Source organism: Bradyrhizobium sp. Leo170 (genome assembly GCF_004296405.1).
GTDB lineage: Bacteria > Pseudomonadota > Alphaproteobacteria > Rhizobiales > Xanthobacteraceae > Bradyrhizobium.
Genome location: NZ_PSRR01000207.1, coordinates 1 through 15,374 on the forward strand (window position 1 = coordinate 1; position 15,374 = coordinate 15,374).

The following is a 15,374-nucleotide window of genomic DNA, read 5'->3' on the forward strand; positions in this document are numbered from 1 at the left end:
TGGAAATTGACGCAAAGCTCGGGCAGCGAATGCCGCGAGAACGCGGACTCACATCCTCTCCGCTGTTTGAAATTTGAATCATAGCTCGCGGCGATGCTGTAGGGTGGGCAAAGCGAAGCGTGCCCACCATCCACGGGCGGTGCAAGAAAGGTGGGCACGCTGCGCTCTACCCATCCTACGGCCTGACCTCACTCGCTCGCCTCGAGCCATTCCGCGGCACCGCGCCAGAGCGTGTCGCGGTGCTCGGGGCGGAAGAAACCGAAATGGCCGATCTTCGCAACGCCTGCGTCCGCCGGTGTGATCGCGATGATCTCCGGTTTGGCGGCGCCAAATCCCGAGCACAGCAATTCGACCGCGGGCCGCGTCGCCCAGGGATCGTCGCTGATGCAGAGCGCGCGCAAGGCGCCCTTGAACTTCGCGAAATTCGACACCGCGGTGAGCGCGGCATCATCGAACAAATAGCACGGGCTGTTCACCCAATTCGTCCATTGCTCGAACACGCCCTTCGGCAAATCCATGCCGAGCCCCGCCCAGCCGGGTGTGTAGCCGAGCATGCGGGTCAACGGCAGAAGGACGTAATTCATGGCGGCGTAGACGCGGTAGCGTTCGGGCGAGGCCATCAATCGCCAGGTCGCGGCTTGCGAAGCGACCAGGAGCGCGCGCGACACCTCGATATTGTTCGGGATCAGCCCCAGCGCCTGGCCGCCGAAGGAATGGCCGACATAGGCGAGCGGCAGCGCCTGGTAGCGTTCGTGCATCCACGTCACGGCAGCGGTAACGTCGAGCGCGGCCCAGTCCGACATCGAGGCCTTGAAGCCGACCAGCGATTTCCGCGGGTTGTCTCCGCTCAGGACCTTCGGCCTGGAATCGCCGGTGCCGCGATAATCGTAGGTGAGGACGACAGAGCCGCGCTTGGCGAGATAGGCGGCAAAACCCCTGTAGACCTTGCGCGGCACGGCGGTCGCCGAATTGATCAGGACGGTTTGCCGCTTGGCGCCGCGGGGCAGGAACAGCGTCGCTCCGAGAGGATAGCCATCGATGGCGGGTACAGTGATGTCGTCGGTGAAGACGTCGTCGAGCGCAGCCTCAGCCACTTACGGAATTTCCTTAAGCGTTAACGTTTTGCTCTAACAAATGCGAATTCGGCTGTTGTCGCAAGAGGTTGAGCGGGCAGGTGGAAATCCGGCTGGCGGTCTTTCAACAGCCTGTATATATAGCTTCGCTTTCCCGGATAAGTAGCGGTTTTTGCTCAGGAGTTAACGCCCATGTCCGAGCGCTGGACACCCGACAGTTGGCGCACCAAGACGGTCTTGCAGATGCCGGACTATCCGGATGGCAAGGTATTGGCCGACGTGGAGGCGCAGCTTGCGACCTTTCCGCCGCTGGTGTTCGCGGGCGAAGCCCGCAACCTGAAGAAGGCGCTGGCGCGCGTCGCCGCGGGCGAGGCCTTCCTCTTGCAGGGCGGCGACTGCGCGGAGAGTTTTGCCGAGCACGGCGCCAACAACATCCGCGACTTCTTCCGCGTGCTGCTGCAGATGGCGGTGGTCCTCACTTACGCCGGCGCGCTGCCGGTGGTGAAGGTCGGCCGCATCGCCGGACAATTCGCCAAGCCGCGCTCCTCGCCAACCGAAAAAGTTGCTGGCGTCGAACTGCCGAGCTATCGCGGCGACATCATCAACGACATCGCCTTCACCAAGGAGGCGCGCACGCCCGACCCGGGCCGGCAGTTGAACGCCTACCGGCAGTCGGCGGCGACCCTCAATCTGCTGCGGGCGTTCGCCACCGGCGGCTTCGCCAATCTCGGCAGCGTGCATCAGTGGATGCTCGGCTTCCTGAAGGACTCGCCGCAGTCACGCCGCTACAAGGAACTGGCCGACCGCATCTCGGAAGCGTTGAACTTCATGCGCGCCTGCGGCCTCGACCTCGAGAGCCATCCGGAACTGCGCTCGACCGCTTTCTATACCAGCCACGAGGCGCTGCTGCTCGGCTATGAGCAGGCGCTGACCCGGGTCGATTCGACGACCGGGGATTGGTACGCGACCTCCGGCCACATGATCTGGATCGGCGACCGCACCCGCCAGCTTGAGAACGGCCATGTTGAATATTTCCGCGGCATCAAGAATCCGATCGGCCTGAAATGCGGCCCGTCGCTGAAGCCGGATGAGCTGTTGAAGCTGATCGACGTGCTGAACCCCGACAATGAGCCCGGGCGGCTGACGCTGATCGCCCGCTTCGGCGCCGACAAGGTCGGCGAGCATCTGCCGGCGCTGATCCGGGCGGTGCAGCGGGAAGGGCGCGTGGTGGTGTGGTCATGCGATCCCATGCATGGCAACACCGTCACCTCGACCACCGGCTACAAGACCCGGCCGTTCGACCGGGTGCTGTCGGAAGTGAGGTCGTTCTTCGCCATTCACCAGGCCGAAGGCAGCCATGCCGGCGGCGTTCATCTGGAGATGACGGGGCAGGACGTCACCGAATGCATCGGCGGCGCGCGCGCGATCACCGACGAGGATCTCAACGACCGCTACCACACGGTCTGCGATCCCCGCCTCAACGCCGAACAGTCGATCGACATGGCCTTCCTGATCGCGGAACTGTTGAAGCAGGAGCGCGCCGGCAAGGTCAAACCGATGCCGGCAGCCGCGGGGCTCTAACACTTGCTGCGGTTCTGGCGGGCCACCATCAACTCGTGGAACGGCCTTGGCTTCGCGATCCGCTCCGAGCAGGCGGTTCGCGAGGAGGTGGTGGCGCTGCTGTTGTCGGTGCCGGCGGCGTGGCTGATCGGCGCCACGGTGATGCGCCGGGTCGAGCTCGTTGCAGCGGTGGTGCTGGTGCTCGTGGTCGAACTGCTCAACACCGCGATCGAGAAGCTCGCCGACCGCCTGACCATGGACCATGATCCGCAGATCGGGCGGGTCAAGGACATGGGCTCCGCCGCGGTCGGCGTGACGCTGGTGATGGCCGGGCTGTTCTGGCTGTTCGCCCTCGCCGAGCGCATGGGCATGATCTAACGCAGGCGATTGCAGTTTACATGAGTGCAAGGCACCATTGATCTCATGAGCGAACCTGAGTTCATTGTTACACTGGCGCAATTGAATCCGACTGTCGGCGACGTCGCCGGCAACGCCGCGAAGGCGCGCGCCGCGCGGCAGACGGCGAAGGCCGCTGGCGCCGATCTGATGGTGCTGTCGGAACTGTTCATCGCCGGCTACCCGCCGGAGGACCTGATCCTGAAGCCGGCGTTCCAGGCCGCCTGCCGTGCCGCGGTCGAGGAATTGGCGCGCGAGACGGCCGATGGCGGTCCGGCTGTCCTGATCGGGACGCCCTGGGTCGAGGACGGCAAGCTCTACAATGCCTGCGCACTGCTCGATGGCGGTCGTGTCGCCGCGCTGCGCTTCAAGGCCAATTTGCCGAACTACGGCGTGTTCGACGAAAAGCGGCTGTTCGCGCGCGGACCGGCGCCGGGCCCGGTGACGGTGAAGGGCGTCCGGGTCGGCGTGCCCATCTGCGAGGACATCTGGCTGGAAGAGTCCGAGGACTACGAGAACGTCGTCGAGTGTCTTGCCGAGACCGGCGCGGAAATTCTCGTCGTGCCGAACGGCTCGCCCTATGCGCGCGACAAGAACGATCTCCGCCTTTCGATCGCGGTCGCCCGCGTCACCGAAAGCGGCTTGCCGCTGGTCTATCTGAACGAGGTGGGCGGGCAGGACGAACTGGTGTTCGACGGCGCCTCGTTCGCGCTCAATGCCGATCTCACGGTGGCGGCGCAGTTGCCGGCCTTCGAGGAGAGCGTCACGACGCTGCGTTGGACCAGGGGCGAGGCCGGCTGGCGCTGCAACGGGCCGATCACGCCGCTGCTCGAGGGCGACAAGGCGGACTATGCGGCCTGCGTGCTCGGCCTGCGCGACTATGTCCGCAAGAACGGCTTCCCGGGCGTGCTGCTCGGCGTTTCTGGCGGCATCGATTCGGCGCTATGCGCGGCGATCGCGGTGGATGCGCTCGGCGCCGACAAGGTTCACGGCGTGATGCTGCCGTTCCGCTACACCGCGCAGGTGTCGCTCGATGATGCGGCAAGCCTGACCAGGATGCTAGGCATCCGCTACGAGGTGCTGCCGATCGCGGATGCCGTGAACGGGTTCGAGAAGATCCTGTCCGAGCCGTTCAAGGGCCTGCCGCGCGACATCACCGAGGAGAATCTGCAGGCGCGCACCCGCGGCACCTTGTTGATGGCGCTCTCCAACAAGACCGGCGCGATGGTGGTGACCACCGGCAATAAGTCGGAAATGTCGGTGGGCTATGCCACGCTCTACGGCGACATGAACGGCGGCTTCAACCCGATCAAGGACATCTACAAGACCGAGGTCTTCCGGCTGTCTGCCTTGCGCAATAGCTGGAAGCCGGAAGGCGCCCTCGGCCCAACCGGCGAGGTGATCCCGCCCTCGATCATCACGCGGCCGCCGACGGCTGAACTGCGCGAGAACCAGACCGACCAGGACTCGCTGCCGCCTTACGAGGTGCTCGACGCGATCCTGGAGCGCCTGGTCGAGCGCGAGGAGCCCTTGGCGTCGATCATCGCTGCCGGTTTCGATCGTGAGCTGGTCGCGCGCATCGACCGCCTGCTTTCCATCGCCGAATACAAGCGCCGGCAGGCCGCGCCCGGCGTCAAGGTCACGCGTAAGAATTTCGGCCGCGACCGCCGCTATCCCATCACCAACCGCTTCCACGATCGCGGCGAGACGTTGCCGCAGCCGGACGAGAAGCTGGCGACGCGCGGTACCCGCGCCTCCGTGGAGGCGTTCGAAGGCTAGCTATTGTTGTTTCTTCGGGAGGAAAGTCGGGCCGACGGTGCGGATCGGCCGATCTCCCGGCGGGGTTTGATCAACCGGCGCCGCCGGTGCGTCGGGTGCAGGAGTCGCATTCGCCGACGTCGCGCCCTTCTTACCGGCCGGCGCCTGCTTGGTGGACTGCTGTTGCGCGCGCTGCTGCATCCTCCGCGCGCTCTCCTCGGTGACGATGATGTCGCCCTGCTGCTCGACGGCGGCCTTGTCGTCGACCGATTTCAGCGCCTCCGCCCAGGTCTGGCCCGCCGGCTTGCAGGAGCAGGACGGATTGAACTCGGTGCGGAACTTGAACGCGTTCGGCAGCGACGTATAGGGCTGGCCATTGACCGAGACCGCCTGGTTGATGTCCTCGCCGGGATTGCGATAGGCGAACAGGGTTGCTTCCGCCGCCGGGCACTGCGCCTTGCAGGTCTTCTCGTCATCGGCAAAGCGCCCCTGCACGGTCGCGAACGAGATCGGGAAATAGGCGCCGTCGCAGCTCCGCACGCAGACCGTACGGTAGGTGCCGGATTGCGGGGCGAGGTCGCCGGCCGGCGGCGCAATGGTCACGTTGTCGTCGTTACGATTGCCGAAGAGATTGTCGAGGAAATTGCCCGGACCCCGCCCGGCATTGGCATATTGCGGGCCGCAATTGTTCTGCGCGAGCGCAGTCAACACCGAGCGGCGCTGGTTCTCGCGGTCGGCGCCGCCGAGGCCGCCGCTGCGCATCCGCTCCAGGGTCATCATGATTTGATCGAGGTTGCCGCGCATCTGCTGGATCTGGGTGTTGATCGGGCCGCATTGCGCCGGGCCGTTGTTGAACAGCGAGAAGAAGCCGGAGCCGTCGCAGCCCATGCGCCGCCCCTGCGCGATCACACGGTCGAGCTCGGCCTGCTGTCTCGAGGCGGCTTCCTGGTAGCGGCGGATCTGGTCGTCCCTGATCGAATCGCCGCTGCCGCCGCCGCGGTCGATGGTCGCAAGCTGACCCTCGAGCCGGATGCAGATCGGGTTGGACGGCCCGCCCTGTTGCGGCGGCGCCTCCTGAGACATCTGCGCGTAAGCATCGTCAGGCGTCTGCGCCAAGGCATCAGTGGCCGGCAGGGCAGTGCCGAGCAGGAGGGCGCACGTCAAAATCCACGGGGCGAAGCAAGAGTTCAGGCGATTGGGCATGTCCAGTCACAGAATGACGCCGCGCAGCGGGCAAGCCCGAAAGGCGCGGCAAAGGCCGCCTGCAATAGCCGTTTCTCGGGGCAGCGTCACGTCGTTTCCGGGGCCCCGATGTGGCAAAACCCCGTGAGAATACCGGCCCTTGGCTGCCCCTTGGCCGGATCAGCGCTGGCAGGTGATGGCGATATATTCGCCGCAGGCGCCGCCGCTGCAGTTTCCCGTGGCCTTCGGAACGGCGCCGGTAATTTCGTCAGGGTCGACGCGGCGATAGGCGGTGGCTTGGGCAAAATCTCGTGACTGGCAATAGGAGCGGGCGGCGTGAGCCCCGCATTTGTCGCCTCGCGCGAGGCATTCGTCGACACCGTAACCGTCATCGTGGTTGGCGATGATGAAGACGCGGCTGTCGGCCAGTGCGGCGGAGGTGGCTAAAATGAATGTGCAGGCAAGAAATGCGGATCGAAATCGCATGGGGCACCGAGTGGGGAAGGGAACCAGTGCCTATCCGATTACGCCCAATACATTAATAATGATTAACCATGGTGCGCTTGGAATCATCGCAAGGGTCGAAATCGCCTTCAGAACGGGCGCAAACAGCCCTTGACGCCGTCCCCAGGATGGCGCCATGGTGGAACCATGAACGGCCACCTCGCCATCTGCAGCATTTGCCGCGAGATTATTAGCTAGCGATTCGCTGGCTGAGGCCGTCTTTTCTCACATCGAGATCACGTGACGCCCCGGCCACAAGGGACGGGTATTCCATGCAATTGCGTCTGTACGATACGTTGACCAGGGAAAAGCGGCCCTTCGTGCCGCTCGATCCCAACAATGTGCGCATGTATGTCTGCGGGCCGACGGTCTACGACTTCGCCCATATCGGCAACGCGCGCCCGGTGATCGTCTTCGACGTGCTGTTCCGCCTGCTGCGGCATGTCTATGGCGAGAACCACGTCAAATATGTCCGGAACGTCACCGACGTCGACGACAAGATCAACGACCGCGCCGCTCGGGATTATCCCGGCCTGCCGCTGAACGAGGCGATCCGCAAGGTCACCGAGCAGACGGAGCGCCAGTTTCAAGAGGACGTCGACGCGCTAGGCGCCTTGCGCCCCACGGTCGAGCCGCGCGCGACCGAGCACATCGCGGAGATGCGTGTGCTGATCGAGAAGCTGGTCACAGACGGTTTTGCCTATGTCGCCGAAGATCACGTGCTGTTTTCGCCGCAGGCGATGAACGCGGCCAATGGCGTGCTGCCGCGTTACGGCGTGCTCGCCAACCGCTCGCTGGACGAGATGATCGCGGGCGCCCGCGTCGATGTCGCCCCTTACAAGCGCGACAACACCGATTTCGTGCTGTGGAAGCCGTCCAAGCCCAGCGAGCCGTCCTGGCCGTCGCCATCAGGCATCGCGGTGCCGGGCCGTCCGGGCTGGCATATCGAATGCTCGGCGATGGCCTGGAAGCATCTCGGCGAGCAGTTCGACATCCATGGCGGCGGTATCGATCTGGTGTTCCCGCATCACGAGAACGAGCTCGCGCAAAGCTGCTGCGCCTTCCACGAAGCGCGCATGGCGAACACCTGGATGCACAACGGCTTCCTGCAGGTCGAAGGCGAGAAGATGTCGAAGTCACTCGGCAACTTCGTCACGATCAGGGAGTTGCTGGCGGACTGGCCGGGCGAAGTGCTGCGCCTCAACATGCTCAGGACGCATTATCGCTCGCCGATCGACTGGACGCTGAAGGGGCTGGAAGAGAGCGCCAAGACGCTCGACGACTGGTATGCCGTCGCGGCCGATGCCGCGGGCGATCGGCCGGCGGAGGCCGTTGTCGAGGCGTTGTCCGACGACCTCAACACGGCACAGACGATTACGGCGCTGCACGGGTTGCGGAATGCGGCTGCAAGCGCTGAACAGGCGCGCGGCACCTTCGCGGCATCACTCCGGTTCCTGGGCTTCCTCGGCCAGAGCGCCACCGAATGGAAGGGCCGCAAGCAGCAGGCGAGTGGTATCGACCCGAAATGGGTTGAAGGCTTGATCTCGGATCGGGCAGCAGCGCGCGCGCGGAAGGATTTCAAGGAGTCCGATCGCATCCGCGACGAGCTCGCGGCCAAGGGCGTCGTGCTGAAAGACGGCAAGAGTGCCGACGGCAAACCCGTGACCACATGGGAGTTGGCATGATGGCACAGGCACTCCCACGACCCGGACTGCGACCGTTCCTACCGGCGGATACGCCGATATTGGCGGCGATCTTTGTGGCCGCGATCCAGGAACTGACCGGGGACGACTACGGCGAGACGCAGCAGGAAGCTTGGGCAGCCGTCGCCGATGACGAGGTGGCCTTCGGCAAGAAGCTCGCTGGGGAGTTGACGCTGATCGCAACCATCCAGAATTCGCCGGTCGGCTTTGCTTCGCTGAAGAACAACTATCAGATCGACATGCTCTATGTGCATCCGAGCGTGGCCGGGCAGGGCGTCGGCGCGATGCTGTGCGACGCGCTGGAAAAGCTCGCCGGCGCGCGCGGCACCAAGACGCTTTCGGTCGATGCCAGCGACAACGCGCTCGATTTCTTCCGCAAGCGCGGCTACGTCGCCAAGCAGCGCAACAGCGTGACCATCCAGGGCGAATGGCTCGCCAATACGACGATGGAGAAGGCGCTAGCGAATGGTACCGCCGCGGGAGGCACGCCGTGAGCCGGGAACGTCTCTATCTGTTCGACACCACCTTGCGCGACGGCGCGCAGACCAATGGCGTCGATTTCACCTTGCAGGACAAGCAGGTGATCGCGCAGATGCTGGACGAACTCGGCATCGACTATGTCGAGGGCGGCTATCCCGGCGCCAACCCGACCGACACCGAGTTCTTCTCGGCAAAGCCGGAATTCGACCATGCACGTTTCACCGCCTTCGGCATGACGCGGCGTCCGGGCCGCTCGGCGTCGAACGATCCCGGGTTGGCGACGATCCTGGAGGCGAAGGCGGACGCGATCTGCTTTGTCGCGAAATCGAGCGCTTATCAGGTGCGTGTCGCGCTGGAGACCACGAACGAGGAGAACCTCGCTTCGATCCGTGACAGCGTCGCTGCGGCGACGGCTGCCGGGCGCGAGGTGATGGTCGATTGCGAGCATTTCTTCGACGGCTACAAGGAGAATGCCGAGTTCGCGCTGTCGTGCGCCAAGGCCGCCTATGAGGCCGGCGCGCGCTGGGTGGTGTTATGCGACACCAATGGCGGCACCATGCCGCACGAGATCGAAACCGTCGTCGGCAATGTCGTGCGCCACATCCCCGGCAGTCACGTCGGCATCCACGCCCATAACGACACCGAGCAGGCCGTGGCGAACTCGCTTGCCGCGGTGCGCGCCGGCGCGCGCCAGATCCAGGGCACGCTGAACGGGTTAGGGGAACGTTGCGGCAATGCCAATCTCTGCTCGCTGATCCCGACGCTGAGGCTGAAGAAGGAGTTCTCGGAGAATTTCGAGATCGGCGTCACCGCCGAGAAGATGACGACGCTGATGAAGGTGTCGCGCACGCTCGACGACATGCTCAACCGCGCGCCGAACCGGCACGCAGCTTATGTCGGCGAGAGCGCCTTCGTCACCAAGACCGGCATCCATGCGTCCGCCGTGCTGAAGGACCCGCAGACCTACGAGCACGTGCCGCCGGAATCTGTCGGCAATCACCGCAAGGTGCTGGTATCAGACCAGGCCGGACGCTCCAACGTCATCGCCGAGCTCGATCGCGCCGGCATTCCCTACGAGAAGAACGATCCGAAGCTGACGCGGCTCGTCGCTGAGCTGAAGGAGCGCGAGGCCGCGGGCTTCGCCTATGAATCCGCCAACGCCTCGTTCGAGCTGCTGGCGCGGCGCACGCTCGGGAAGGTGCCGGAATATTTCAAGGTCGAGCAGTTCGACGTCAACGTCGAGCAGCGCGACAATGCGCTCGGCCAGCGCGTCACGGTCGCGCTCGCGGTGGTGAAGGTCAACGTCGCCGGCGAGCGGCTGATCTCGGCCGCTGAAGGCAACGGCCCCGTCAACGCGCTCGACGTCGCCTTGCGCAAGGACCTCGGCAAGTATCAGAAATATATCGAGGGATTGAAGCTGATCGATTACCGCGTGCGTATCCTCAATGGAGGCACCGAGGCGGTGACGCGCGTCCTGATCGAGAGCGAAGATGAGACCGGCGAGAGCTGGACCACAGTCGGCGTGTCGCCGAACATCATCGATGCCTCATTCCAGGCGCTGATGGATTCAGTGTTCTACAAGCTGGTGAAATCAGGCGCGTCTGGGTGAAGCTCGCGGCGACGCATCGCCAAACGCCGTCATTGCGAGCGAAGCGAAGCAATCCATCTCTCCGCGCAAGCGGACGCATGGATTGCTTCGTCGCTTCGCTCCTCGTAATGACGGTGAACCTGGGGTGAGGGCCACGCATGATCGACCATATCTCTGTCGGCGTCAGCGATCTCGAACGTTCCGCGCGTTTCTATGAGGCAACGCTCGCGCCGCTTGGCCTCTCGCGTCTGGTCACCCGTCCGGCCACGATCGGGTTCGGCAAGAGCTATCCCGAATTCTGGATCAACCTGCGCGCCGGCATGAAGCCGGTCGCCTTTGACAGTGGCAGCCACGGCTGCCTGCGGGCAAAATCAACTGCCGACGTCGATGCCTTCCATGCTGCGGCGCTGAGTGCCGGCGGCCGCTCGGACGGCGCGCCTGGCCTGCGCCCGCACGACCGTGTCAGGTACTACGCGGCCTTCGTCACCGACCCCGATGGCAACCGCATCGAGGCGGTGACGTTTCCGAGCGAGTGAGCTCTTACAGTCGCCGCGCCACGTCTGGCGCGAGTTCCTTGCCGGCCTCGGGCGAGCGCGCGGCAGCGGCGCGCAGGCGAGGCACGATATCCTCGACGCGGTCGGCCGTCAGCACCTCGAGCGGCAGCGTCGCGCGGATGAAGGCCGTCGAGCGCATATGATCGAGCAACGCGAGCAGCGGCTCCCAAAAACCGTCGATATTGGCGAGCAGCACCGGCTTCGTATGCCGGCCGAGCTGCTGCCAGGTGAGCTGCTCCACCAGTTCCTCAAGCGTGCCGATGCCGCCGGGCAGTGCCACGAAGGCATCCGACCGTTCGAACATCAGCCGCTTGCGCTCGTGCATGTCGGGCGTGACGATCATCTCCTGGACGCGCGTGAGCGCGTTCTCGCGGGCGCGGAGAAAATCCGGGATGATGCCGGTGACCTTGCCGCCATGGTCGAGTGTGGAGGTCGCGACCGCGCCCATCAGTCCGATTGAGCCGCCACCATAGACGAGGCGGATGTCACTCTCGGCAAAGATCCTTCCGAGCGTGTTGGCTGCTTCGACAAAGCTGGGGCTGGTGCCGGGGCCGGAGCCGCAATAGACGCAGACGGTCTTGATCTGGTTCATTGGTCTGATTTGGTTCATCCGCTCATGTGGCACTGCAACGAAAAAAACGTCAAGCCCGGCATTTCACGTGGCGTGGCGTAAAAGTGGCGTAAATCGCTGAAAATCGTGAAAGATCCACTCCATGAGGGTTTCCGCGAGATCAAAATCGCCTATATGACGGGCACAATGCGGATCCATGCAAATCACGTGACAGCGAACCGGCGCGCCGTCCTGACGGCGGCGATGGGTTAATGTCGTCCCAACCCCAACTGCGCCTGAACGATATGTCATCTGCCGATGCAAGCGGCGCCGAGAAGGCTACCCTGATCGGCACGCTTGCGCATCTGTGGCCCTACATCTGGCCAGGCGACCGCGCTGATCTGAAGATGCGCGTAGCGTGGTCGATGGTGCTTCTGCTCCTCGCCAAGCTCGCGACGCTGTCAGTGCCCTTCACCTTCAAATGGGCGATCGACGCGCTGAACGGCACGCCCAGCGCACCGGTGCAATCGTCGAACTGGACGATGTGGCTGATCGCTTCGCCGCTCCTGATGACGGCGAGCTATGGCGCGGTGCGTGTCCTGATGGCGGTGCTGACGCAATGGCGCGACGGCATCTTTGCCCGCGTCGCCATGCATGCGGTGCGGCGGCTCGCCTATCTCACTTTCGTGCACATGCACGAATTGTCGCTGCGCTTTCACCTGGAACGCAAGACCGGCGGACTGACGCGCATCCTCGAACGCGGCCGCACCGGCATCGAGACCATCGTGCGGATGGTGATCCTGCAATTGATCCCGACGGTGGTCGAGGTTGCGCTGCTGACGGCCGTGCTGCTTTGGCAGTTCGACTGGCGCTATGTCGGCGTCGTCGTGATCACCGTCGCGGCGTTCATGTACTACACCTATATCGCGACCGAGTGGCGGATCGAGATCCGCCGCAAGATGAACGACTCCGACACGGAAGCGAACACCAAGGCGATCGACTCGCTGCTCAACTACGAGACCGTGAAATATTTCGGCGCCGAGGCGCGCGAGGCCGAGCGCTACGACCGCTCGATGGCGCGCTACGAGCACGCCAGCACCAAGACCTATACGTCGCTCGCGATCCTCAACACCGGGCAGGCGATCATCTTCACCGCCGGCCTGACGGCGATCATGCTGCTGTGCGCGATCGGCATCCGCAATGGCAGCAACACGGTGGGCGATTTCGTGCTGGTCAACGCCATGATGATCCAGCTCTACCAGCCGCTCAACTTCATGGGCATGGTCTATCGCGAGATCAAGCAGGCGATCATCGACATCGAGAAGATGTTTGGCGTGCTGGCGCGCAAGGCGGAGATCAAGGATGCGCCCGATGCCAAGCCGCTGGCGGTGACGGCCGGCAGCGTGCGGTTCGAGGATGTGCGCTTCGCCTATGAGCCGGACCGGCCGATCCTGAAAAGCCTCTCCTTCGAGGTGCCGGCCGGCAAGACGGTCGCGATCGTCGGCCCCTCCGGCGCCGGCAAGTCTACGATCTCGCGGCTGTTGTTCCGCCTCTACGACGTCTCCGGCGGCAGGATCCTGATCGACGGCCAGGACATCCGCAACGTCACGCAAGCCTCGCTGCGCGCCTCGATCGGCATGGTGCCGCAGGACACCGTGCTGTTCAACGACACCATCCGCTACAACATCCGCTACGGCCGTTGGGATGCTGATGATGCCGAGGTGGAAGAGGCGGCGAAGCTCGCGCAGATCGACGCTTTCATCCGGATGTCGCCCAAGGGGTACGAGACCCAGGTCGGCGAGCGCGGCCTGAAGCTGTCGGGCGGCGAGAAGCAGCGGGTGGCGATCGCGCGTACGGTGCTGAAGGCGCCGCCAATCCTGGTGCTGGACGAGGCGACATCGGCGCTCGACAGCCACACCGAGCACGAGATCCAGGCCGCGCTCGAGCGCGTCTCGCGCAACCGCACCTCGCTGGTGATCGCGCACCGGCTTTCGACCATCGTCGGTGCCGACGAGATCATCGTCCTGGACCAGGGCCGCATCGCCGAGCGCGGAACTCATCCCCGGCTTTTGGCGCAAGGCGGGCTTTATGCCAGTATGTGGAACAGGCAGCGCGAGGCCGAGGAGGCGCGCGAGAAGCTGGCGATGGTCGACGACGGCAGCGAGGCGCCGAACCGCGAGCCGCCTCCGGTCGACGAACCCGAGCCTGATCCGGTCGAGAAACCCTTGCCGACGGCTGCGGAATAGGCTCCATCTCCGTCCCCAGGTCTGGGAAACCGAGTGAGATTCGATGTCGATCGCCAATTCCATACGCGCGCAGATTCCGCCCATCCATCCCGAGGGCTATCCGTTCATCGGCGGCTTCGCGCTGGCGAGCCTGATCCTGTTCTGGATCTGGACGCCGCTGGGCTGGATCGGGACCGTGCTGACGATCTGGTGCGCGCTGTTCTTCCGCGATCCGGTGCGGGTGACGCCGGTGCGGGACGGGCTCGTGGTGGCGCCCGCCGACGGGCGCGTCTCGATGATCACCCAAGCCCTGCCGCCGGCCGAACTCGGACTGGGCGATAAGGCGCTGACCCGGGTCTCGATCTTCATGAGCGTGTTCAACTGCCACGTGAACCGCAGCCCGGTCGCGGGGCGGATCGACCGCATCGCCTACCGGCCGGGCGCCTTTATCAATGCGGAGCTCGACAAGGCCAGCGAGGACAATGAGCGCAACTCGGTCGTGATCTCGACGCCCAACGGCCGCATCGGCGTGGTCCAGATCGCGGGCTTGGTGGCGCGGCGGATCGTCTCCTTCGTGCGCGAAGGCCAGTCGATCGGCGCCGGCGAACGGTTCGGCCTGATCCGGTTCGGCTCGCGGCTCGATGTCTACCTGCCCGAAGGCACCAAGCCGCTGGTTTCCGAGGGCCAGACGGCGATCGCCGGCGAGACCGTCCTGGCCGATTTCCGCACCCCCGAGCCGGGGTGGACCTACCGGGCCGATTAACCATCGGCACCGCCAATTGCGGCGCCTTGCCGCTGGAATGGCGGAGGGGGCCGGCGCTTGCTATATAGTCGCGAGCCATGATGCAGATCGATTCCAAACATCCGGAACTGCGCCGCCGGCGGTTTCGCCAGATTCCGGTCCGGTTGCTGGTGCCCAATGTCATCACGCTGCTCGCGATCTGCGCCGGCCTGACCGCGATCCGCCTGTCGACCGAAGGGCGGATGGAGCTTGCGGTCGCCGCGATTGTGTTTGCCGCAGCGCTCGATGGCATCGACGGGCGCATTGCGCGCCTGATCAAGGGCCAGTCGAAATTCGGCGCCGAGCTCGACAGCCTAGCGGATTTCGTCAATTTCGGCGTGGCGCCGGGCCTGATCCTCTATTTCTGGCAACTGCACGAATTGGGCAATGGCGGCTGGATTGCGGCCATGGTGTTCGCGATCAGTGGCGGGCTGCGGCTCGCCCGCTTCAACGCCTCGATCGACGATCCAAACAAGCCGGCGTTCGCGGCAAACTATTTCACCGGCGTGCCGGCGCCGGCTGGCGCCATCACGGTGTTGCTGCCGGTCTATCTGGGCTTCTTGGGCATCACTACGCCGCCGACGATGCTGACGGCCTTCTACACGCTCCTGATCGCGTTCCTGATGGTGTCGCGCCTGCCGGTGTTTTCCGGCAAGACGATGCGCATGCGGGTGCCGCCGGAAATGCTGTTGCCGGTGTTCGTCTCGGTGGTGTTCTTCATCGCGCTGTTGGTCAGCTATCCCTGGCACATCCTCTCCGCGGGCTCGGTGCTCTATTTGATCAGCCTGCCATGGGGCTGGAAAACCTATCGCGACCACGCGCGCGCCGCGGAGGCGCAGGCGGCCGTGCCGGCCGGGGCCTCGACGTCGCCAACTCCGTCGCCGAGCTATCCGGGCGTCACCGAGGCCGACCACGACGACCGTCCGGCGCGCCTTAATTGAGGCGCTAGAGCCTCATCCTGAGGAGCGCGAAGCGCGTCTCGAACCATGAGGCCCCGTCTGTGGCCTCATCCTTCGAGAC

General features: G+C 64.6%; 14 protein-coding genes. 10 read left to right on the plus strand and 4 right to left on the minus strand.

The window, feature by feature from the left end; translation table 11 throughout:
- Nucleotides 1-188: 188 nt before the first annotated feature.
- On the minus strand, nt 189-1,094 hold the full coding sequence (locus CWO89_RS28250; protein ID WP_130581871.1) for an alpha/beta hydrolase family protein: 906 nt from the start codon (nt 1,092-1,094) through the stop codon (nt 189-191).
- A gap of 171 nt (nt 1,095-1,265) precedes the next feature.
- Here CWO89_RS28250 and CWO89_RS28255 point away from each other — a divergent pair, with 171 nt between their 5' ends.
- From CWO89_RS28255 to CWO89_RS28265, 3 genes are read left to right on the plus strand one after another with little or no spacing between them, the layout of a single operon-like run.
- Nucleotides 1,266-2,654: a class II 3-deoxy-7-phosphoheptulonate synthase gene (locus CWO89_RS28255; RefSeq protein ID WP_130581872.1), complete on the plus strand. Its 1,389-nt coding sequence runs from the start codon at nt 1,266-1,268 to the stop codon at nt 2,652-2,654.
- Between the two features lie 3 nt (nt 2,655-2,657).
- Nucleotides 2,658-3,011, plus strand: coding sequence for a diacylglycerol kinase (locus tag CWO89_RS28260; RefSeq protein ID WP_130581873.1), 354 nt, complete (start codon nt 2,658-2,660; stop codon nt 3,009-3,011).
- Nucleotides 3,012-3,056: 45 nt separating this feature from the next.
- Nucleotides 3,057-4,808, plus strand: coding sequence for an NAD+ synthase (locus tag CWO89_RS28265; protein WP_130581874.1), 1,752 nt, complete (start codon nt 3,057-3,059; stop codon nt 4,806-4,808).
- Here the strand turns inward: CWO89_RS28265 and CWO89_RS28270 are convergent, their stop codons facing one another.
- A complete protein-coding gene (locus CWO89_RS28270; RefSeq protein ID WP_130581875.1) occupies nt 4,809-5,990 on the minus strand; it encodes a DUF2865 domain-containing protein in 1,182 nt (393 codons plus the stop codon).
- Between the two features lie 159 nt (nt 5,991-6,149).
- On the minus strand, nt 6,150-6,455 hold the full coding sequence (locus CWO89_RS28275; protein WP_130581876.1) for a hypothetical protein: 306 nt from the start codon (nt 6,453-6,455) through the stop codon (nt 6,150-6,152).
- 290 nt (nt 6,456-6,745) lie between these two features.
- Here CWO89_RS28275 and cysS point away from each other — a divergent pair, with 290 nt between their 5' ends.
- The 4 genes from cysS (at nt 6,746) to CWO89_RS28295 (ending at nt 10,780) form a co-directional block, all read left to right on the plus strand.
- Nucleotides 6,746-8,158, plus strand: coding sequence for a cysteine--tRNA ligase (gene cysS, locus CWO89_RS28280; protein ID WP_130581877.1), 1,413 nt, complete (start codon nt 6,746-6,748; stop codon nt 8,156-8,158).
- Complete coding sequence (locus CWO89_RS28285; protein WP_130581878.1) at nt 8,158-8,670, plus strand: GNAT family N-acetyltransferase; 513 nt, start codon at nt 8,158-8,160, stop codon at nt 8,668-8,670. The genes cysS and CWO89_RS28285 overlap by 1 nt, the downstream gene beginning before the upstream one ends.
- Nucleotides 8,667-10,265 (plus strand): citramalate synthase, encoded by a 1,599-nt coding sequence (gene cimA, locus CWO89_RS28290; protein ID WP_130581879.1) that lies wholly within the window; start codon nt 8,667-8,669, stop codon nt 10,263-10,265. Before CWO89_RS28285 ends, cimA begins: the two co-directional genes overlap by 4 nt.
- 137 nt (nt 10,266-10,402) lie before the next feature.
- Nucleotides 10,403-10,780, plus strand: coding sequence for a VOC family protein (locus CWO89_RS28295; RefSeq protein WP_130581880.1), 378 nt, complete (start codon nt 10,403-10,405; stop codon nt 10,778-10,780).
- A gap of 4 nt (nt 10,781-10,784) precedes the next feature.
- Here the strand turns inward: CWO89_RS28295 and CWO89_RS28300 are convergent, their stop codons facing one another.
- Entirely contained in the window at nt 10,785-11,390 is a 606-nt protein-coding gene (locus CWO89_RS28300) for an LOG family protein (protein ID WP_165421379.1), read from the minus strand.
- 230 nt (nt 11,391-11,620) lie between these two features.
- On the opposite strand from CWO89_RS28300, the gene CWO89_RS28305 reads away from it, so the two are divergent.
- The 3 genes from CWO89_RS28305 to pssA all read left to right on the plus strand — a co-directional run bounded on the left by CWO89_RS28305 (nt 11,621) and on the right by pssA (nt 15,295).
- The gene (locus tag CWO89_RS28305; protein ID WP_130581881.1) at nt 11,621-13,594 is read left to right on the plus strand and encodes an ABCB family ABC transporter ATP-binding protein/permease; all 1,974 of its coding nucleotides are present in this window, start codon (nt 11,621-11,623) and stop codon (nt 13,592-13,594) included.
- A gap of 43 nt (nt 13,595-13,637) precedes the next feature.
- Entirely contained in the window at nt 13,638-14,336 is a 699-nt protein-coding gene (locus CWO89_RS28310; RefSeq protein ID WP_130581882.1) for a phosphatidylserine decarboxylase, read from the plus strand.
- A 77-nt stretch (nt 14,337-14,413) separates the two neighbouring features.
- Nucleotides 14,414-15,295 carry a CDP-diacylglycerol--serine O-phosphatidyltransferase gene (pssA, locus tag CWO89_RS28315; protein WP_463698344.1) on the plus strand — a complete coding sequence of 294 codons (882 nt, stop codon included), beginning with the start codon at nt 14,414-14,416 and terminating at the stop codon, nt 15,293-15,295.
- Nucleotides 15,296-15,374 lie beyond the last annotated feature (79 nt).